At 62.7% G+C, this 20,062-nt stretch carries 18 protein-coding genes and 2 tRNA genes; 10 read left to right on the top strand and 10 right to left on the bottom strand.

Features of this window, described 5'->3' with window-relative positions; all coding sequences use genetic code 11:
- Positions 1-28 precede the first annotated feature (28 nt).
- Positions 29-226 carry a YgaP family membrane protein gene (locus tag RA20_RS02915; protein ID WP_039124451.1) on the top strand — a complete coding sequence of 66 codons (198 nt, stop codon included), beginning with the start codon at positions 29-31 and terminating at the stop codon, positions 224-226.
- A gap of 158 nt (positions 227-384) precedes the next feature.
- Here the strand turns inward: RA20_RS02915 and RA20_RS02910 are convergent, their stop codons facing one another.
- Positions 385-1,071: a rhomboid family intramembrane serine protease gene (locus tag RA20_RS02910; RefSeq protein ID WP_039124449.1), complete on the bottom strand. Its 687-nt coding sequence runs from the start codon at positions 1,069-1,071 to the stop codon at positions 385-387.
- Between the two features lie 101 nt (positions 1,072-1,172).
- Here RA20_RS02910 and trpS point away from each other — a divergent pair, with 101 nt between their 5' ends.
- Entirely contained in the window at positions 1,173-2,201 is a 1,029-nt protein-coding gene (gene trpS, locus RA20_RS02905) for a tryptophan--tRNA ligase (protein WP_039124447.1), read from the top strand.
- A gap of 50 nt (positions 2,202-2,251) precedes the next feature.
- Here the strand turns inward: trpS and RA20_RS02900 are convergent, their stop codons facing one another.
- From RA20_RS02900 to paaG, 5 genes are all read right to left on the bottom strand, one after another.
- Positions 2,252-2,467, bottom strand: a complete 216-nt coding sequence (locus RA20_RS02900) for a hypothetical protein (protein WP_039124511.1) — start codon at positions 2,465-2,467, stop codon at positions 2,252-2,254.
- A 105-nt stretch (positions 2,468-2,572) separates the two neighbouring features.
- A complete protein-coding gene (locus tag RA20_RS02895; RefSeq protein ID WP_039124445.1) occupies positions 2,573-3,169 on the bottom strand; it encodes a TetR/AcrR family transcriptional regulator in 597 nt (198 codons plus the stop codon).
- 3 nt (positions 3,170-3,172) lie between these two features.
- The gene (gene paaK / locus RA20_RS02890) at positions 3,173-4,483 is read right to left on the bottom strand and encodes a phenylacetate--CoA ligase PaaK (RefSeq protein ID WP_039124444.1); all 1,311 of its coding nucleotides are present in this window, start codon (positions 4,481-4,483) and stop codon (positions 3,173-3,175) included.
- 15 nt (positions 4,484-4,498) lie between these two features.
- Positions 4,499-4,924: a hydroxyphenylacetyl-CoA thioesterase PaaI gene (gene paaI / locus RA20_RS02885; RefSeq protein WP_039124509.1), complete on the bottom strand. Its 426-nt coding sequence runs from the start codon at positions 4,922-4,924 to the stop codon at positions 4,499-4,501.
- 2 nt (positions 4,925-4,926) lie between these two features.
- A complete protein-coding gene (gene paaG / locus RA20_RS02880; RefSeq protein WP_039124442.1) occupies positions 4,927-5,712 on the bottom strand; it encodes a 2-(1,2-epoxy-1,2-dihydrophenyl)acetyl-CoA isomerase PaaG in 786 nt (261 codons plus the stop codon).
- 126 nt (positions 5,713-5,838) lie between these two features.
- On the opposite strand from paaG, the gene paaZ reads away from it, so the two are divergent.
- The 3 genes from paaZ (at position 5,839) to RA20_RS02865 (ending at position 8,985) form a co-directional block, all read left to right on the top strand.
- Entirely contained in the window at positions 5,839-7,869 is a 2,031-nt protein-coding gene (gene paaZ / locus RA20_RS02875) for a phenylacetic acid degradation bifunctional protein PaaZ (RefSeq protein ID WP_039124440.1), read from the top strand.
- Between the two features lie 72 nt (positions 7,870-7,941).
- On the top strand, positions 7,942-8,754 hold the full coding sequence (locus RA20_RS02870) for a PaaX family transcriptional regulator C-terminal domain-containing protein (RefSeq protein ID WP_241482202.1): 813 nt from the start codon (positions 7,942-7,944) through the stop codon (positions 8,752-8,754).
- A 154-nt stretch (positions 8,755-8,908) separates the two neighbouring features.
- A tRNA-Met gene (locus RA20_RS02865) sits at positions 8,909-8,985 on the top strand.
- A 150-nt stretch (positions 8,986-9,135) separates the two neighbouring features.
- Here the strand turns inward: RA20_RS02865 and rtcR are convergent.
- Positions 9,136-10,716: an RNA repair transcriptional activator RtcR gene (rtcR, locus tag RA20_RS02860; RefSeq protein ID WP_039124438.1), complete on the bottom strand. Its 1,581-nt coding sequence runs from the start codon at positions 10,714-10,716 to the stop codon at positions 9,136-9,138.
- Positions 10,717-10,890: 174 nt separating this feature from the next.
- On the opposite strand from rtcR, the gene RA20_RS02855 reads away from it, so the two are divergent.
- The 3 genes from RA20_RS02855 to RA20_RS02845 all read left to right on the top strand — a co-directional run bounded on the left by RA20_RS02855 (position 10,891) and on the right by RA20_RS02845 (position 14,620).
- Positions 10,891-12,447: an RNA-binding protein gene (locus RA20_RS02855; protein WP_039124436.1), complete on the top strand. Its 1,557-nt coding sequence runs from the start codon at positions 10,891-10,893 to the stop codon at positions 12,445-12,447.
- A 384-nt stretch (positions 12,448-12,831) separates the two neighbouring features.
- Positions 12,832-12,907: transfer RNA gene (locus RA20_RS02850), tRNA-Gln, on the top strand.
- 297 nt (positions 12,908-13,204) lie between these two features.
- Entirely contained in the window at positions 13,205-14,620 is a 1,416-nt protein-coding gene (locus tag RA20_RS02845; RefSeq protein WP_039124434.1) for an RtcB family protein, read from the top strand.
- 29 nt (positions 14,621-14,649) lie between these two features.
- Here the strand turns inward: RA20_RS02845 and RA20_RS02840 are convergent, their stop codons facing one another.
- Positions 14,650-15,213 (bottom strand): TetR/AcrR family transcriptional regulator, encoded by a 564-nt coding sequence (locus tag RA20_RS02840; RefSeq protein WP_039124432.1) that lies wholly within the window; start codon positions 15,211-15,213, stop codon positions 14,650-14,652.
- Positions 15,214-15,421: 208 nt separating this feature from the next.
- Between RA20_RS02840 and RA20_RS02835 the strand changes: the two genes are divergently transcribed.
- Together RA20_RS02835 and RA20_RS02830 are read left to right on the top strand one after the other, a co-directional pair.
- Positions 15,422-15,895, top strand: coding sequence for a nuclear transport factor 2 family protein (locus RA20_RS02835; protein ID WP_039124428.1), 474 nt, complete (start codon positions 15,422-15,424; stop codon positions 15,893-15,895).
- Between the two features lie 13 nt (positions 15,896-15,908).
- Positions 15,909-16,538, top strand: a complete 630-nt coding sequence (locus RA20_RS02830) for a pyridoxamine 5'-phosphate oxidase family protein (RefSeq protein WP_039124426.1) — start codon at positions 15,909-15,911, stop codon at positions 16,536-16,538.
- Here RA20_RS02830 and RA20_RS02825 read toward each other — a convergent pair.
- A complete protein-coding gene (locus RA20_RS02825) occupies positions 16,535-17,518 on the bottom strand; it encodes a GlxA family transcriptional regulator (protein WP_052248798.1) in 984 nt (327 codons plus the stop codon). The genes RA20_RS02830 and RA20_RS02825 overlap by 4 nt on opposite strands.
- 22 nt (positions 17,519-17,540) lie before the next feature.
- Positions 17,541-20,015: a GcvT family protein gene (locus RA20_RS02820; RefSeq protein WP_152618420.1), complete on the bottom strand. Its 2,475-nt coding sequence runs from the start codon at positions 20,013-20,015 to the stop codon at positions 17,541-17,543.
- Between the last annotated feature and the right edge of the window lie 47 nt (positions 20,016-20,062).

The following is a 20,062-nucleotide window of genomic DNA, read 5'->3' as shown; positions in this document are numbered from 1 at the left end:
TCCAAACTGAGTTCGAAAGGACAAAGCAATGCCCCGCAACGAAGGCCCGCTCGACCGCTCCCTGCGCATCCTCCTCGGCCTAGCCCTGCTGTCGCTGGTTTTCATCGGCCCGCAAACCCTGTGGGGGCTTATTGGCCTGGTGCCGCTGGCCACCGGCCTGGCCGGCTATTGCCCGCTCTACCGGATCATCGGCCTCAACACCTGCCCGCTGAAGAAACAAGGCTAACCCGGGACCGGCCAAACCTACAACAGCAAGGCGCTTCAAGGGCAAACTTGCCCCTGAAACGCTTCTCAGCGAATCTCCGGCCGCGCGTCAGCGCGGCCCGGCCCAACGGCTGGATCTGCCCCGCCAGGGGCTTTGACAGCGGGCGGGAGCCCCCGCCGTCAGTCGTGACGGATCCGGTTGCGGATCCGGGCCCAGCCGCCCGGCGCCAGGAAGAACGACAGGCCAAAGCCGGTGGCAAAACCCGCCAGATCCGCCACCCAATCCTTCTGGCCGCCAAACAGCAGTCCGAACAGCAGCTGCGCCCCCATCAGGAAAGCGATCAGCGAAAACGCCCGGCTCTGCTGCGCGCCCACCGAGGCCAGCGACCGCCACAGCAAAAAGGTGAAGGCCCCGATCAGCCCGTAGACCGCTGGAAAGCCGCCAACCAAAGGCTGGCCGCCGCCAATCAGCAACGCATAGCCCAGCGCGCCACCGGCACCGGACAGCAGAAAGATCATAACCATCGCCAGATCGCCCATCACCTCGCCGACCATCTTGCCCATCGCCAGCACAAAAACGCAGACGAACAGCGCATGGGTAAAAGCGCCGTGCACAAAGACATAGGAGAGAAAACGTATCAGATGCTCCGGCAGCCAGCGGCCGCTTTCCTGCATCCACCAGAAGATCTCGCTGGAGAACGCATAAGACTGCACCGCCTCCAGCCGCCAGCCGATCGCCGACGCATCGCCCAGGATGCCGCGGGCGCCTAGCGAGAAAACGGCCTCCACTCCCATGATGACTAGCACCAGCGCCACAACGGCGGGGGGCAGCGGGTTTACGGGGGCATTATGGGGCTGGCTGCTCATCCGGGCTCCTTGCGGCACGGAATCCCCCGCGCCTGTTGACCTATCCTGGCCCCATGGGTAAGCCACCGGGGTTGCTATTTCCAGACGGGAGTTCCGCCCAAATGAGCGAATCCGCCTTCACCCCGCGCGTGTTCTCGGGCATCCAGCCCACGGGCAACCTGCACCTCGGCAATTATCTCGGCGCGATGAAGCGCTTTGTCGACATGCAAGGCGCCGATTTTGAGACCATCTACTGCATGGTCGACCTGCACGCGGTCACCGTCTGGCAGGATCCCAAGGACCTGATGAAATCCACCCGTGAGCTTTGCGCAGGCTTCATCGCCGCCGGCATCGATCCGGAAAAGTCGATCCTGATCAACCAGTCCCAGGTGCCTGAGCATGCGCAGCTGGCGTGGATCTTCAACTGCGTCGCCCGCATGGGCTGGATGCAGCGGATGACCCAGTGGAAGGACAAGGCGGGCAAGAACGCCCAGAACGCCTCGCTAGGCCTGTTTGCCTATCCGGCGCTGATGGCGGCGGACATTCTGGTCTACCACGCCACCCATGTGCCGGTGGGCGAGGACCAGAAGCAGCACCTGGAACTGACCCGCGACATCGCCATCAAGTTCAACCACGACTACGGCGTAGATTTCTTCCCGGAGACCGAGCCGGTCATCGAAGGCGCCGCCACCCGCGTCATGAGCCTGCGAGACGGTTCCAAGAAGATGTCGAAGTCGGATGTCTCCGATGCCTCCCGCATCAACCTGACCGATGATGCCGACGCCATCGCCAAGAAGATCCGCAAGGCCAAAACCGACCCGGAGGCGCTGCCGTCTGAGGCGAATGGCCTGGAAGAGCGCCCCGAGGCACGCAATCTGGTCAACATCTATGCCGCCCTGAACGAGCAGAGCGTCGATCAGGTTCTGGCCGATGTGGGCGGCAAGCAGTTCTCGGAGTTCAAACCGATGCTGGCGGATCTGGCGGTCTCAAAACTGGCGCCGATCTCCACTGAGATGGCGCGCCTGATGGACAATCAGGATGAAATCGACCGCATCCTGGCCCGCGGGTCGCAGCGCGCGCGGGAAATCACCGTGCCGATCCTGCGCAAGACTTACGACATCGTCGGCATGGTGCCGCCGGTGCAGCTGTAAAACAGGCGAAATCGCGTCAGCGGGCCGTCCCGGCTTGCTGACGCAAACTTCTATTCCGCGTCCGGTGCGGGATGGCGCCGGGAGATCAGCCCGTACTTCAGAGCAAAGGCGCGAAACGAGAACTTGCTTCCCAAGGATTTCATCACAGCGCGCCCTGACAGCCGGTCAAGCTCGTGATTGTCGATGACCCGCTCAGCGCAGCCGCAGCCTTCGCCCAAACCAACTTTCTTGTAATAGAATTTTTCGAAGCTCTCGGAATTCGCCATCTCGCCCTCCATTTGGGGACAAAAGGCTAATGCAGGCCGCCGCAAACGCAAAACAAACTCTGCCACGCATTCGCTTCAAGTTTTCGTGCAAGGCATCGAAAGCTGCTAAAGCCCTTTGACTCCGTTCAAAACCAGCTCAGCGGCGAGCTGCGCGTAGTCCTCGCGCGCCTGAGACCCGGCGCCGGAATTCCACATGTAGTACCAGTTGAGCATGCCAAACAGTGACATGGTGGCCCCGCGCAGCTTGGCTGAGTCGCCCTGAAACACTTCCGGCGCCACTGCCGCCAAGGCATTGCTCACAAATTGCACCATCTCGCGCTGATAGCCGCGCAGCAGCTTCTGCTGCTCTTCCGGCAATGCCCCCATGGCCCCGATCTGCACCTGGTGCTCGTGGTCGGCGCCTTGATAGGCCAGCATGATCTCAGCCACGATGCGGCGCAGCCGGTCTTCGGGGCCATAGCCGTCCAGCTCCACGCTGCAGACTCTGTCGCGCAGTTCGCTCAGGTAAGTATCAAGGAGGCCGAACAGCACGGCATCCTTGCTGTCATAATAATGGTAGATGTTCGCCTTGGAGATCCCGCACTCACGCGCCAGCTGGGTCATCGACGCGCGGTCGTACCCGGCCTCCGCAAACACTTTGGCTGCGGATTTCAGGATCTGCGCGCGCTTCTGATCATGGTCTTTTGCAATCGTGCGGGCCAAAGCTCACTCCTTACCGCGGTTGTCGACAACGCGCTTGGCCTTGCCCTGGCTGCGCTCGACGGACCCCGGGTCGCCTACAATGATCTCGGTCGAAACGCCAACCATATCCTTGATCCGCTTGGTCAGCATCCGCGCTGCGGCGGTCCTGCTCAGCTCATCCGCAGCATCCGGATTGGCCTCCACAAACACCCGCATCGCGTCCATGCGGCCGGATTTATAGAGCTCGATCTGGTAGTAAGGCGCGAGGCCACCGGTGGCCAGCAGCTGCTCCTCCACCTGGCTGGGGAAGACATTAACGCCGCGCAGGATGATCATGTCGTCGCTGCGCCCGGTGATCTTCTCCATCCGCCGCATCGAGCGTGCAGTGCCCGGCAGCAGGCGGGTCAGGTCGCGGGTGCGGTAGCGCACCATCGGCAGGCCTTCCTTGGTCAGCGTAGTGAACACCAGCTCGCCCAGTTCACCATCCGGCAGCACTTCGCCACTTTCCGGGTCGATGATTTCCGGCAGGAAGTGGTCTTCCCAGATCACCGGGCCGTCCTTGGTCTCGACGCATTCGTTGGCCACCCCCGGCCCCATGATCTCTGACAGGCCGTAGATATCGACGGCGTGCATATCGAAGGCCTCTTCGACCTCCTTGCGCATCGCATCGGTCCAGGGTTCGGCGCCAAAGATACCAACTTTCAGGGAACAGGAGCGCGGGTCCATGCCGACCTTGTGGTACTGCTCTAAAATGTTGAGCATGTAGGACGGCGTCACCATGATCCCGTCGGGTTTGAAATCTGTGATCAGGCCAACCTGCTTTTCGGTCTGCCCGCCTGACATCGGCACCACAGTGGCGCCCAGACGTTCAATCCCGTAATGCGCGCCCAGCCCGCCTGTGAACAGGCCGTAGCCGTAGGCGTTATGCACCATGTCGCCCTTGCGCAGTCCGGAGGCGCGCAAGGACCGCGCCACCAGATCGGCCCAATTGCTGATGTCATTTGCGGTATAACCCACCACCGTCGGCTTGCCGGTGGTGCCGGAGGACGCATGCAGGCGGATGATTTCACTGCGCGGCACCGCAAACAGGCCAAAGGGGTAATTGTCCCGCAGGTCGTTCTTGTAGGTGAAGGGGAACTTGGCCAGGTCCTTCAGCTCCTGCAGGTCATCGGGGTGTACGCCGGCCTCATCGAACCGCTGCTTGTACATCGGCACGTTGTCATAGGCATGGCGCAGCGACCATTTCAGCCGCTCCAGCTGCAAGCTGCGGATTTCGTCGATCGAAGCGATCTCAATCGGGTCCAATTCACCCTTCTTGGGGCTCAGGTCTTCCATGGCGTCCTCCACACCTTATTCGTCAAACAGCCGGCCTTTGACCGCCCGGGAGAAGCCCCGGAACTCGGCGATCTGCTGGCCGTCCTGATTGGTCACTGTCACGTCATAAATGCCGCTGCGCCCGGTCAGGGAAATCTCGCGGGCCTTGGCCGTCAGCCTGTCGCCCAGCCGCCCCGGCGCGGTGAAGCTGATCACGTTGTGCTGCGCCACGGTCGATTGATTGCGGCTGTTGCAGGCAAAGGCAAAGGCGCTGTCGGCCAGCATGAAGGTCACGCCGCCATGGCAGATGCCATGCCCGTTGCAATGGTGCTGGGCGATGGTCAGCTCCAGCGTGGCCTCGCCCTCGTCCACATGGGTGATCTCCATCCCCGCCCATTTCGAGGCGTGGTCATCAGCCCACATGGCAGCGGCAGATTTCTCGGCACGTTCTGTCGGGGTCATGGTCATTTGCCTTTGAATTCGGGCGCACGTTTTTCCAGGAAGCTAGCGACGCCTTCCGCGTAGTCCACGCTTTCGCCGCAGGTCTTCATTGCGTCCGCCTCGATCTCCAGCTGGTCGGACAGCGTGTTGACGGCCGCGGCCTGGATGCACTGCTTGGTCAGCCCCAGACCCAGCGTCGGGCCGTTTGCGAATTTCTCAGCCATCGCGCGCGCCTCTGCCATCAGCTCCTCATCCGGCAGAGCCTTCCAGATCAGGCCCCAATCCTCGGCCTTCTTTGCAGGCAGCGGCTCAGCTGTCAGCGCCAGCCCTTTGGCGCGGGCCTCACCCAAGAGCCGCGGCAGATGCCAGCTGCCGCCGGTATCCGGGATCAGGCCGACCTTGGAGAACGACTGAATGAACTTGGCGCTTTCGCCCGCCAGCACCATATCGCAGGCCAGCGCCAGATTGGCGCCTGCACCCGCAGCTACGCCGTTCACCGCGCAGATCACCGGGAAGTTCAGCGAGCGGATCAGCCGCACCAGCGGCGCATAGAAGGTCCGCACGGTCTGGCTCAGGTCCGGCGGCCCGTCCATTTTGCGCGGGTCGCGGTCACCCAGATCCTGGCCGGCGCAAAAGCCGCGGCCTGCTCCTGTCAGCAAAACCGCCCGCGCACCGCCATCGCGCGCGGCCTCCAGCGCGGTGCGCAATGCCAGGTGCATCTCCTCGTTAAAACTGTTCAGACGGTCCGGGCGGTTCAGGGTGATCTCCACCCAGCCCCCGTGATCCTGCGTCAGAATCGTGTCGCTCATCGCTCCCTCACCCTGTCAGCGGTGCATTTGACAAACTTCTTGCATAAACCGACCGGACGGTCAATATATCTCAGCATCAGATTCCAGCCGGCCGGCTTCTCCCGGCCTGATGAAAAGGACGACAGGATGAGCCTTCTAGAGATTTCCAGCTTTGCAGCGGGTCAATGGGTCGCACCGGGCGCAGGCGCCCGCAGCATCGCCAGCGCCATCACCGGGGAAGTGATCGCCAGCGCCGGCAATGACGCGCTCGACGTGCAGGGAATGCTCGACTACGCCCGCACTGTCGGCGGTGCAAACCTGCGCAAGCTGACCTTCCACGACCGCGCCCGGATGCTGAAGGCGCTGGCAGGCCATTTGAACCAGCACAAGCAGGCGCTCTATGATCTGTCGTTCAACACCGGCGCCACCCAGTCCGACCACATGATCGACATCGACGGCGGCATCGGAACCATGTTCGTCTTCGCCTCCAAAGGGCGGCGCGAGATGCCGGACGCCCATGTCTATCTCGACGGCGATGTGGAGCAGCTTTCCCGCAACGGCACCTTCCTCGGCCAGCACATCTGCACCCCGCTGCGCGGAGTTGCAGTACATATCAACGCCTTCAACTTCCCGGTCTGGGGCATGCTGGAAAAGCTTGCGCCCACCCTGCTGGCAGGCGTGCCCGCCATCGTGAAGCCCGCCACCAACAGCTGCTATGTGACCGAGCTGGCGGTGAAACTCATGCTCGACAGCGGCATCCTGCCTGAAGGTGCACTGCAGCTGGTCTCCGGCGGCCTCGGCGACATGCTGGACCATCTGACCATGCAGGATGTCGTCAGCTTCACCGGCTCGGCCAATACCGCGCTGAAACTGCGCGCCAACCCGGTGATCCTGGAAAACTCGGTCCGTTTCGTGGCCGAGCAGGACAGCCTCAACGCCTCCATCCTCGGCCCCGATGCGCAGCCCGGCACGCCGGAGTTTGACCTCTTCGTCAAGGAAGTCAGCCGCGAGATGACCACCAAGGCGGGTCAGAAATGCACCGCCATCCGCCGCATCATCGCGCCGCAAGCGCAGGTGGACGCGGTGATCGAGGCGCTCTCTGACCGCCTGTCGAAAACCGTCATCGGCGACCCGCGCCTGGAAACCACCCGCATGGGTGCGCTTGTCTCGAACAGCCAGAAACACGACGTGCTGGAAAAAGCCGCGATCATCGGCCAGGAGGCGGAACTGGTCCACGGCGACCCGGCGAGTTTCACCGTCGACGGCGCCGACCCCGAAAAAGGCGCCTTTGTGCCGCCGATGCTGTTCCACTGCGCCGACCCGGACAATGCCAGCCGCGTGCACGACACCGAGGCCTTCGGCCCCGTCTCCACCATCATGGGCTACCGCGATCTGGACCACGCGATTGATCTGGCCAACCGCGGCCAGGGCTCGCTGGTGGCCTCGGTCATCACCCATGACCCCGCCGTTGCCCGCGAGGTCGCCATCGGCGCCGGCGCCTACCACGGCCGCCTTTATTTCAACAACCGTGATTCGATGAAGGAATCGACTGGCCACGGCTCCCCCCTGCCCCATATGGTGCACGGCGGTCCCGGACGGGCCGGCGGCGGCGAGGAAATGGGCGGCGTGCGCGGCGTCAAACACTACATGCAGCGCACTGCCATCCAAGGCTCGCCCGACATCCTGTCGGCAATCGGCGAGAAATGGGTGCCCGGCGGCACTGAGATCGAAGGTCCGGCGCACCCCTTCACCCGCAAGTTCGGTGAGCTGTCCATTGGTGAGACCCTGCACACCGCGCCACGCACCGTGACGCTGGAGGATATCGAGACCTTCGCCCATTTCACCGGCGACACCTTCTATGCCCACATGGACGACGCAGCTGCCAAACGGAACCCGTTCTTCCCGGGCCGCGTGGCGCATGGCTACCTGCTGCTGTCTTTCGCTGCAGGCCTGTTCGTACAGCCGGACGAGGGCCCGGTCCTGGCCAACACCGGCCTCGACAGCCTGCGCTTCATGAAGCCGATTGAGGCCGGCGAAAGCATCAAGGTGCGCCTGACCGTCAAGAAGAAGACCCCCCGCAACGAGGAATACGGTGAGGTCCGCTGGCATGTGACCCTCACCAATCAGGACGGCGAAGTGGCCGCAGAATACGAGCTGCTGACCATGAACGCCTTTTGAGGCAGCCCAAAAGACGCAGCTAGCGCTATCATCCTAATCCGCCCGGACTGGTCTAACCCGTCCGGGCGAACTATGTTTATCCGTATGAACGAACAGCATAACCCTTGGTTTGACACTGCGGTGCAGCATCTCAACGACCCCCAGAACCAGCGGGTCTGGTCGGTGATCGTATCGCTGTTCGGTGACTTGGCGCAGGACAAAGGCGCCCAGATCAGCGGCGGTGCACTGACCCGCATCATCACGCCGATGGGAATCAAGCCTGAAGCGATCCGGGTAGCCCTGCACCGGCTGCGCAAGGACGGCTGGATCGAAAGCGCCCGGGCCGGGCGCGCTTCGGTGCATTATCTAACTGAATACGGGCGCAGCCAGTCGGCTGCCGTCACCCCGCGGATCTATGAGCGCCGCGCGGCTGTTCCCGGCGACTGGCACTTGCTTGTTGCCGAGGATGGCACCGGGCAGGCGACCCTGGACGAGGTGCTGCTGCTTCCCAATTACGTGGCGGTGAACCGCACCACCGCGCTTGGCCACGGTCCAATGCCGCGCAATCTGAATGACGTGATGGCCGCCGAGGTCAGTAATATTGCCGTACCCGGCTGGCTCAAGTCACGGCTGTTTCCCGAACATCTGCGCGAGGCCTGCACCGCGCTGCAAGAGGATCTGAGCCGGGTAACACCGCCCCCTTCAGGCCTGTCGGCTGCTCAGATAGGCACCCTGCGCACCCTTGCCGTCCACCGCTGGCGCCGCGTGGTGCTGCGCCACCCCGACTTGCCCGCCAGCTTCCACCCAGCGGACTGGACAGGAGAATCCTGCCGCACATTGGTGTTCCAGCTGCTTGACCAGCTGCCGCTGCCCGCGCTGTCCACGCTGGATGACCTGCTTGAATAAACCTTAGGCACCGCAGCCGATGGCGCTGCGCAACCCTTTGCTTTTCAAAGCATTTCTCTGCGCCACGGAAAAACTTCCCGAGAATCGGCATTTCCGCTGCTTTTCCGCTTGACCCAGCCCGCGGCATTCCGTAAATCGCCCCCACACAGCGAGCGGCGGAGTAGCTCAGTTGGTTAGAGCAGCGGAATCATAATCCGCGTGTCGGGGGTTCAAGTCCCTCCTCCGCTACCACCCTTCCCCGAGATTTGGAACGGTTAGACAGCCGGGTGCCCAACCGCCCCTTTCGGCTCTGCTGGCACTCTGATTTTTCGGCCCAAAACGGCAGCTCCCGGAAAGGGACTGCAAACAGCACCACGCGCTTTGGATTTGACTGGTGAGCACTCAGCCCAAACGGCCCGCGGTGACAGCCTCCCAGCTCAAGCCGAACTTTTGCAGGTATTTTCGCAGCCGGTCCGCGTCATTCTGGATCTTGCGCTTCTGGCGCGATGCCGAAAACAGGCTTCGGCCGGCCGCACTTAGATTTGGCGACCGCCGGCAGACACGCACAACTTCAGCCAGCTGCACCCTGTCGAACGGATCAAGGTCCGCCGCCTCCGCGCCCACAACCTGCTCCACCAGCCTGACATCAGCATCAGGACTGGCGGCCTGCCAGTCCGCTTGCAATCTGCAGATTTCCCCCTCAACCATCGCCCGGGTAATCCTGCCGCGGGGCGCCAGGGTGCACAGGCGCCGGACCGATCCGCTGAAGTCTCGGAAATTGGCTGGCCACAGCGTCCCTGGATCCTGGGCAAAACGAAGGAATTTCTCCCGCGCATCGGCGTTGAAACCGACCTGAATGCCCAGCACCCGTTCCGAGCGCGCCAGCTCAAAGACCAGATTTGCCTCAATATCCTCCCGGCGCGCGCGCAGCGGAGGCAAACTGAAGCTCCACATGGCCAGCCGTGCTAGCAGATCGGTGCGGAACTTCCCTTCGGCTGACAACGCACGCAGATCACGGCTGGCACCTGCAACAACCTGAAAGCGGCTTGAAACTTCATGGTCCGACCCCAGCGGATAATACCGCCCGGTTTCAAGCGCGTGCAAAAGAATGGCCTGCATACTAAGGCTCAGCTCATCCACTTCGTCGAGAAACAGCACTCCGCCGTCAGCTTCGCGCAGCAAGCCGCTGCGCTCGGACCCTGCCTGCCCCAGGTAGCTGCGGCGCTGGCCAAACAGCGTTGCGACCGCGTCCGGCCCGTTCAACGTGGCGCAATTTACATGCACCAGCCGCCCTTTCACCCGGCGCCGGTCCAGCTTCAGATTATAGATGCGGCCGGCCAGCTCGCTTTTACCAGTACCGGTTTCACCCAGAAGCAGGATCGGCTCATCGGAGCTGCCTGCGACCAGCTCAATCTGATCTATCAAGGCGTTATAAGCCGGATTCCGGGTTTCGATCCCGCCCTTCAGCTGATCGCTGTACTCCCGCGACAGCTGGTCGAACCGCTGCTGCAGCGCGTTGTAACGGCTGAGATCCAGGTCAATGATGTCGAATTTCGCGGCCGCTTCCTCCGGCCCGGGCGGGCCGGTCTGGATCAGCCGTGCAGGCACATGGCGGCTTTCGGTCAGCAGGAACCAGCAGATCTGCGCCACGTGGGTGCCGGTGGTCAGATGCACATGGTACTTTTCCCGGTCTTCATCAAAGCCATACCCGCGGGCGAAGTCGAACAGCTTGCCATAGACCTCCTGGAAATCCCAAGGATCGTCCAGGTTCAGCTCCTGCAGCAGCACCTCCGTACCGGGCGAGGCCTCCTCAACTTCGCGCTTCACCTGATGAGCAAGGCGGTTGAACTTAATGTCGAACAGAAGCTCCAGCCGGTCCACATGAAAGCTGCCATGCTGAACCAGGCTGAGCGTCGGGCGCCAGCGCCGCTTTTTACCCATATCAAGCTGGGTGCCGAGAAAGCCGATGACGATGTTTCGCATGTGTTATCCATTTAGATAAATTGGTATACCAATGGATAGTACAATCAAGAGGGGAAAACAGCAATTTCCGATTTTTCAAAATGAAATCAATTACATAAATCACTTCATGCTTTTTCTCGCTCACTCGAGGGCCTCGTGGCAAAACTCTGCCATCAACAAACGAGGACGAGAGAAATGGCAAACAAATCCGTGTTTGCATCGCTGAAGGGCCGGCTGCTGCCGAAAGCAGACACAAGGAACGCCGCAGGCGCGCCGGCCTACGCTTATTCCGATGCGCATGCCTTGGCGCAGGTGGCTGTAACCGGCACCTTCGGCGGCATGTACTATCAGAGCCCTCAGGAAGAGCTGGAGTACACTGTCGACACCGCTGAAGCGGTGCCCCCGGAGTTTCTGGCCCGGGCGGCGGTCTATTCCCGCAAGAACGGGCATATGAAGGACATGCCGGCCGTGCTGCTGGCGGTTCTGGCGCGCCGCGACCCGGTGCTGTTCCGTGCGGTCTTTGGCCGGGGGGTGGATAACGGCAAGATGCTGCGCACTTTTGTGCAGGTGATCCGCTCCGGCCAGACGGGACGCAAATCGCTGGGCTCTGCGCCCAAGGCGATGGTGCAGAACTGGCTGAACACGGCGTCCGACCGGGCGCTGCTGCAGGCCAACATCGGCAACGACCCGTCGCTGGCGGATGTGATCAGGATGGTGCACCCGAAACCGGCAACCCCGGAGCGGGAGGCGCTGTTTGCCTGGATCGTCGGGCGGCCGTGCAATGCGGCACGGCTGCCGCAGGTGGTGCAGGACTGGATGGTGTTCAAGGAAACCGGCAAGGGGCCGGTGCCGGATGTGCCGTTCCAGATGCTGACCCAGCTGCCGCTGGCACCGCAGCACTGGGCCCGGATCGCCCGCAAGGGATCGTGGCAGATGGTTCGCCAGAACCTGAACACCTTCCACCGCCACGGTGTATTCCAGGTTCAAAAGAACGTGGACCACGTTGCAGCCTTGCTGCGCGACCCGGCGGTCATCGCAAAGGCACGGGTATTCCCGTACCAGCTGATGGTGGCAGCGCAGAATGTTGCGCCCGACATGCCGCAGCAGATCGTGGATGCCCTGCATGACGCGATGGAGACCGCGGTCGCCAACGTGCCCAAGGCTGCAGGCCAGGTGGTGGTGTGCCCGGATGTGTCCGGCTCGATGACCTGGCCGGTCACCGGCTACCGTCCGGGGGCAGCCTCGGCGGTGCGCCACGTGGACGTGGCCGCTCTGGTTGCCGCGGCCTTTGCCCGGGTGAACCGCGGCTGCCAGGTGCTGCCGTTCGACTTTGATGTGCGCAGCGTGCGCCTGCAGCCGCGGGACACTGTGCTCACCAATGCCGAAAAGCTGGCGGCGCTGGGTGGCGGCGGCACCAACTGCTCGGCGCCGCTGAAATGGCTGAACGAGCGCGGCCGGTCGCCGGATCTGGTGGTGTTCGTCTCGGACAACCAGTCGTGGGCGGATGCCCGCGGCGGGCGTCAGGGCACGGCGATGATGCAGGAATGGGAGCGGATCAAGCGCCGCAACCCCAAGGCCAAACTGGTCTGCATCGACATCGCGCCCTACGGCACCACCCAGGCGCAGACGCGCAAGGATGTGCTGAACGTCGGCGGCTTCTCGGATGCGGTCTTTGACCAGATCGCCGCCTTTGCAGCTGATCAGACCGGCCCGGACCATTGGGTTGGCGAGATCGAAAAGATCGAATTTTGAAAACAGGTCAGGCGGAATGCCTGCGGGACTACAGCTTTGAAACCTGTCGGATGTCTCGCAAATCTCTTGTCCGCCTGACCGGATTTGAATGGAACCGAAGGAGTAAGCGATAGCCAATAGTGCAGACATTGCGGGGGCACAATCAGGGGAACTTGGAGGTTCGACTCCTCCACTCTTGCGGGCGCTTTCTGGCATGAGCGGGACCCCATACCGACCAGTCTGCGTTATCGGTTCCACTCCCGGCGAATGCTGGTGGAACTACAGGAATCTAATCCCCGTGTCGCGGGTTCAAATCCCGCCGCGCCAGCCAACCACATGATGGCGCGTAGCTCAGTCTGGTAGAGCAGGATCGTTTCACCACCCCCTTGTCGCCGGGGACCGCAATGGAAAGTAGCTCAATTGGAAGAGCAACGGCTTTTGGTGCCGCAGGTTGCAGGTTCGAGTCCTGCCTTTCCAGCCAACACAATACTGCAGGAGGAATGCCTGCGGGACTACATCATCTGGTTGAGAGGCTCACGCCTCGCGGTTCGAGTCCGCTGTCCCGCCCCCATTGTCCTCCTGGCCCAAATTGAAAGGAAAACCCCGGCGAATGCCGAAGGAACTACATGGCACCAAACCGGGACAGGCCGAGCGGGTTCAATTCCCCTCCGTGCCGGCGCCCAGACGGAAAACGCATCCGCCCATTCGGATGCGGGGCGGGCCTCCCACCAGTTTCTTCCCCCTTGTCGCCGGGGCCATTGAGGAGTGAGATAAACAGATGACTGACGAACTGGCACGCGAACCCGTAACCGGCGCGCACCTGAAAGACTGGGGCCACCGCCCCGGCAAGCAGTTTCCGGCTCTGCTGGAGAAGGCCAACGAAATGCGGGCCGAGGGCTTTGGCCTGGTGCGCATCCGCCAGGAGCTGGAAGGCGAGATCCCGCCTGAACCCGTCACCATGAGCCTGCGCGCCCGCGGCGAAGTGCCGTTTGAGGAGAACATCGACGCAGCCCATCCGGACGAGGAAACCAATGTCGCGCAGGTTCGCCAGACCATGACCGAGCTGATGCGCACACCGACGGTTGAGGCCGGCGCTATCATGCCGGACGCCTGCCCGGCCGGGCCGGTGGGCACGATCCCTGTTGGCGGAATTGCCGCGGCGCGGAACGCGATTCATCCGGGCATGCACTCTGCAGACATCTGCTGCTCGGTGATGATCACCGATCTGGGCAATGCGGATCCGAAGGCGGTGCTGGACGCGGCGCAATCGGTCACCCATTTCGGCCCTGGCGGCCGCCCGCAGGGCAAACGCTTCACAACCTCGCTGAAGCTTCTGGATGCGTTCCGGGAGAACCCGTTTCTGAACAACCCCAAGTCCTTGCGCATGGCGCAGGAGCACATGGGCACCCAGGGCGACGGCAACCACTTCCTGTTTGTCGGGCGCTCGCGCAAGACCGGGCGGACGGCAATTGTGACCCATCACGGCTCCCGCGGGCCGGGGGCTGTGCTCTACAAGAACGGCATGGCCGTGGCCGAGCGTTTCCGCAAGGAACTGTCGCCGGAGACCTCCAAGCAGAACGCCTGGATCCCGGCAGACACGCAGGAAGGGCGCGACTACTGGGAGGCGCTGCAGCTGATCCGCAAATGGACCAAGGCCAACCACAACGCCATTCATCAGGCGACGGTGGAGGCCGCACGGACGGGCGATGTCGGCGACCGCTACTGGAACGAACATAATTTCGTCTTCAAGCGCGGCGACCTGTACTACCACGGAAAGGGCGCAACGCCTGCCTGGGGTGACTATGCTGCCGACGCCACCGGGCTGACCCTGATCCCGCTGAACATGTCGGAACCGGTTCTGGTTGCCCGCGGCAAGGACGCGGCACATGGCCTGGGTTTCAGCCCGCATGGCGCCGGGCGGAACTTCTCCCGGTCCGAGCACAAACGCCGGATGGGCTCCGTGACGGCGGAACAGATGCTGCAAGCCGAGACCGAAGGCCTGGACATCCGCTTCCATGCCGGCGGGGTGGATGCCTCAGAGCTGCCGTCCAGCTACAAAAAGGCGGACAGCGTCGTGGCCCAGATCAAGTCCTACGATCTGGCGGAGATTGAGGACTACATTGACCCCTTCGGCTGCATCATGGCCGGCGATGTGCCGCCCTTCTGGAAAAACCGGAAGAAAGGCAGACGATAGCACAGATGCACATGGCTGCGGTCTGAACGCTAGCGGACCGCCTGTTTAATCAATGCCAGCGCCGCCTGCCTTCCATCCTTGGCCGGAGCGGCGCTGTGGCTCATGGCCGCCAGCACAATGGCACCTTCCTTCAAGATCATCAGCTGCCGGGCCAGAGCTGCAGGATCCGCCGCTCCGGCCTTGGCGGCCAGAGCCGCAAAATGTTCTTGCAGCAGGCGCTTATGCTCAGCCGATTGCATATTGATCGGGTCCTTGCCGGATTGGTACTCGGCACTGGCCTTGATGAACATGCAGCCCTGGAACCCGGGCTGCCCGAACCACTCCTCCAGGACATCAAACAAGGCTTCCAGCTGGCCGCGCGGGGTATCCGCCAATTCCTCCAGCCGCCGGTACAGCCAGTTGCGGAAATCCTCATCTCTGAGCTGCAGCACTGCCAGGATCAGTTCCTCCTTGGACCGGAAGTGCTTGTAGATCGAAGTTTTTGAAACCCCGGTTTCCGCCGCCACCAAGTCCATACCGGTGGCGTGGAAGCCGTTCCGATAGAACAGTTCCAATGACTTTCGAATCAATTCGGCGCGTTTGTTGGGCCGCATCAGAGATCCCCAGGATGATTTTCCGCACCGTCCAGTAAGCATTGGCCGCACAGCCGCGGTCAAGTTTATCGATTTGATTTCAGCGTTTTCCAACGGAAGAGAAGCGCAAACACAGATGCTGCCGCCCTGAAAATTTCGAACTGCCCCTTGCATTTATTTACCGATCTGTACACCTTCAGTGTGAAAGTTTACAGATCGGTACACAAACATGACAGAAGCCCCCCGCCCCCCGCTGCCGCCCTTCACCCGCGAGACCGCAATTGCCAAGGTCCGCGCCGCCGAGGACGGCTGGAACAGCCGCAACCCTGAGGCCGTCGCGCTGGCCTATACTCCGGACAGCAAATGGCGAAACCGCACAGACTTCCCCCAGGGCCGCGATGAAGTGCAGGCGTTCCTGTCCGGCAAATGGGACCGGGAGCTGGAATACCGGCTGATCAAGGAGCTCTGGGCTTTCACGGAAAACCGCATTGCCGTGCGCTACGCCTATGAGTGGCATGATGCGTCCGGCCAATGGTACCGTTCCTATGGCAACGAGAACTGGGAGTTTGCCGAAGACGGCCGCATGGCGCATCGGTTTGCCTCGATCAACGACTTGAAAATCAACGAGGCGGACCGCCTGTTCCATTGGCCGCAGGGCCCGCGGCCGGCAGACCATCCCGGCCTCAGCGACCTCGGCCTCTGACAGGAGACACCACATGCCCCGCGCCTTTGCTGAGCTAACATTTACGCCCGCTGTGCGCGCCCATCAGGCGCGCATGGGCTCGGCCCGCAGCTATTCCAAGTTCATTGAGGGCGGGCCGCAGCAAGGGCATGAGATCGGCCCCTCGGAAAAGGCCTTCATCGAATCGCAGGACGGTTTCTATCAGGCGACGGTCTCGGAAACCGGCTGGCCCTACGTGCAGTTCCGCGGCGGCCCTGCCGGGTTTCTGCGAGTTCTGGGCGCCCGGACCATCGCCTATGCCGACCTCAGCGGCAACCGCCAGTACATCTCGCGCGGCAACCTGGACGGGAATGACAGGATTGCGATGATCCTGATGGATTACGCCGGCAGGAGCAGGCTGAAGATTCTGGGCCGTGCCGAGTTCACCGAGGGCGCTGAAGCGGCAGCGCACCTGTACCCTGAGGGCGCGGAAACCCAGCCCGAGAGATTGGTGAAAATCCATGTGGAGGGGCTGGACTGGAACTGCCCCCGCCACATCACACCGCGCTTTAGCGAGGCCGAACTGAGGCCGCATCTGAACGCACTCGGCGCCGAGCTGGCGCAGCTCAAGGCCGAGAATGAGCGGTTGAAGCAGGAACTTAGCCAGCTGGGGAGCAACGCTTAAAACGGCCGTTCCTGATGCGGCGACTTGCCGAAATAGCGGCGGTAGACCTTTGCGAAATGGGTCTGGCTGTTGAAGCCGGACGCCAGCGCCACATCGATGATCCGCATGTTGGTCTGCAGCAGCAGGCTGCGCGCATAGTCCAGCCGCAGCCGGGTGTAATAGACCTTAGGCGTGGTCTGCAGATACTTCGAGAACAACCGCTCCAGCTGGCGCACAGACAGGCCAACCAGATCGGAAATGGCTCCCGGCGTCAGCGGCTCCTCTAGATTGCTGCGCATCAGGCTGAGCGCCGCAGCCAGTTTCTCGTGCCGCACCCCGGTACGGCCGTACTCGGAAATGGTCTGATCCTGGCTTCCCTTGCGGGCAGAGGAGCAGACCATCAGGTCGGCAGCGCCTGTCGCCACTCCGGCCCCGTGATGATCCGAAATCAGGCTCAGCATCATGTCGACGGTTGCGGTGCCGCCCGCGCATGTGATCAGCTTGCCTTCAACAGTGAACAGCGAGCTCTTCACCTCAACATCCGGATGCGCCTCCGCCAGGATCGCCCGCAGCGCCCAATGGGCCGACACCTGGCGCCCGGCCAGCAGACCCGAACGCGCCAGCGCCAGCACGCCGCCGCCCAGCGCGCCAAGGGTCACACCCATGCGCTGCGCCTTGCGCAGCCAGCCCAGCACCTTCAGCGAAACGCCCGGCTCGGACCCCTGGCCGCCGCAGACAAAGATCATGTCGCCGCGGACCAGGTCCGGCAGGCTGCCATCCACCGACACGCCCAGCCCGTTGGGCGCCGTGACCGGCAAGCCGTCTTCACTGACCACGCGCCAGTCATAGCGCGCGGTTCCATCGTGGCTGTTCGCAGCTTCCAGCGCTGCCACCGCGCTGGACAGATCCAGCGGTGAGAAGGTGGGCAGCAGCAGAAAGATGCAGCGGCAGGCCGGCACGGCCTCAGCCGCTTCGGGGAGCTTCCGCATGGGTTTGGTCATGGTTTCCGCTCCCCTGCTTTGATCAGGCGCGCATGTTGGCGCCGTTGGCGTCATAGATCGGCGCGCCCAGCACCTCGGCGTCATACATCTCGCCCAGGATCTCCACCTGCAGCCTGGTGCCTGCTTCGGCGTGCTCCGCCGAGACATAGCCCATCGCCATGGATTTCTGCGCGTGATGCGCATAGCCGCCGGAGGAGATATAGCCCACCGCTTCGCCGTCCTTCAGGATCGCCTCGTCGTTGGAGACATCAATGCCGTCCACGTCGATGGTCATGGTGACCAGCTTGCGGCTGGGGCCTGCTTCCTTGGCGGTCAGCGCGGCCTCCTTGCCGACAAAGTCCTTCTTCCAGTTGATGAAGACATCCATGCCGCTTTCCGCCGCGTCAAAGTCGGGGCGGAAGTCCAGGGTCCAGACACCCCAGCCCTTCTCCAGACGCATCGACATCAGCGCCCGCGCCCCGTACCAGCGGTAGCCCAGATCGGCGCCCGCCTCCTCGATCGCCTCCGCCAGACGCAGCAGATACTGCGGCTTGCAGTAGATCTCATAGCCCAGCTCGCCCGAGAAGCTGATCCGGTTCAGGATCACCGGCACGCCACCCACAAAAGTCTGGCGCAGATCACGGAATTTGAACGCCTCGCCCGAGACATCGTCACGGGTGATCCGCTGCAGCAGCTCGCGCGATTTCGGGCCGGACAGAGCGATGCCGTGCCAGTCGTCGGAGACGTTCTGATAGGAGACATCCGCTGGCAGATCCTTCTCGAACCAGCGCCGGTGCGCTTCCTGCATGGCGCCGGAACCGAACAGCATGAAGTGATCCTCGCCCAGGCAGGCCACGGTCAGATCGCCATAAAGCTTGCCCTTCGGCGTCAGCATCGGCGTCAGCGTCAGGCGGCCCGGTTTCGGCACATAGCCCGCCAGCACCCGGTCCAGATAGGCCCGCGCGCCTGAGCCCTTGAACTCATGCTTGGCAAAGTTGGCAACTTCAATGCCGCCCACCGCCTCGCGCACCGCCTTGACCTCGCGCGCCACATAATCGTGGCTGCGGTTGCGCTCAAAGGTCGGCTCCTCATGCGCGTCCTCGGGGCCATCGGCAAACCACAGGGCATTCTCCAGGCCAAAGCCCTGACCCATCCGCGCGCCCTTGGCGACCAGCCGGTCATAAAGCGCGGTGGTCTTCTGCATCCGTCCCTTCGGCAGCGTCTCGTTCGGGAAGGTCATCACAAAGCGGCGCTCGTAGTTCTCGGTCGACTTCACGGTGCCCCAGTCAGGGGTCGCAAAGTCGCCAAAGCGCGCCACATCCATCGCCCAGACGTCGATGGACGGCTCACCGTCGATCATCCACTCGGCCATGGTCAGGCCGACGCCGCCGCCCTGGCAGAAGCCCGCCATCACGCCCACGGCGCACCAGTAGTTCTTCATACCCGGAACCGGGCCGATCATCGGGTTGCCGTCGGGGCCGAAGGTGAAGGGGCCGTTGATCATATCCTTGATACCGGCCTCACCGATTGCCGGGATACGCTCAAACGACATTTCCAGACGGTCGGCAATCCGGTCCAGATCAGGTTGCAGCAGCTCATGCCCGAAGTCCCAGGGCGTGCCGCCAACCTTCCACGGCGTGCCTTTGGGTTCATAGGTGCCCAGCAGCATCCCCTGGCGTTCCTGACGGAAGTAGATGTTGGCCTCATAGTCGATGCCGGCCGGCAGGCGGGTCGGATGGTTTGCCACCGCGTCGATCTTGTCGGTGATCAGGTAATGGTGCTCCATCGGCTGCACCGGCAGGTTGACGCCTTGCATGTGGCCGACTTCGCGCGCCCACAGGCCGCCGCAGTTCACGATGTGCTCAGCGTTGATCACACCGCGCGGGGTCACCACATCCCAGCTGCCGTCGGGGCGCTGGGTGGTGCCGGTCACCGGCGTATGGGTGAAATACTGCGCCCCATGCACACGGGCGGATTTCGCGAACGCATAGGTCGCGCCCGACGGGTCCAGATCGCCGTCCTGATCATCCCACAGCGCCGCGTGGTAGTGCTTCGGGTCGATCAGCGGGTGACGTTCCGCCACTTCCTTGGGGCTGATGAACTCCTGATTCAGCCCCATGTAACGCGCCTTGGAGCGTTCCCGCTTCAGATAGTCATACCAGGTCTTGTTCGACGCCAAATAAAACCCGCCGGTGATATGCAGGCCGACGCTGTGGCCCGAGGTCTCTTCGATCTCCTTGTACAGGTCGATGGTATAGGACTGCAGGCGCGAGATGTTGGGGTCTGAAGAGATCGTATGAATCTGCCCCGCCGCGTGCCAGGACGAGCCGGAGGTCAGTTCATCACGTTCCAGCAGCACCACATCCTTCCAGCCGAATTTGGCCAGGTGGAACAGGATCGAACAGCCAACAACACCGCCGCCGATGATCACCGCCTTGGCGTGGCTCGGCAGCTTCTTGTCGCCGGTGCTCTCCTCTTTGTGGATGTTGAGCGTCGATTGGGCAAAATTGTCTGACATGGGTTTGTCCTTTGACTTAAGGCAGGCGGCAACCGGGCCGCGAGGTC

This window comes from Leisingera sp. ANG-Vp, assembly GCF_000813725.1.
Taxonomy (GTDB): Bacteria; Pseudomonadota; Alphaproteobacteria; order Rhodobacterales; family Rhodobacteraceae; genus Leisingera.
Note: the sequence above shows the minus strand (reverse complement) of the source record. Positions and strands in the feature narration are given on the sequence as shown.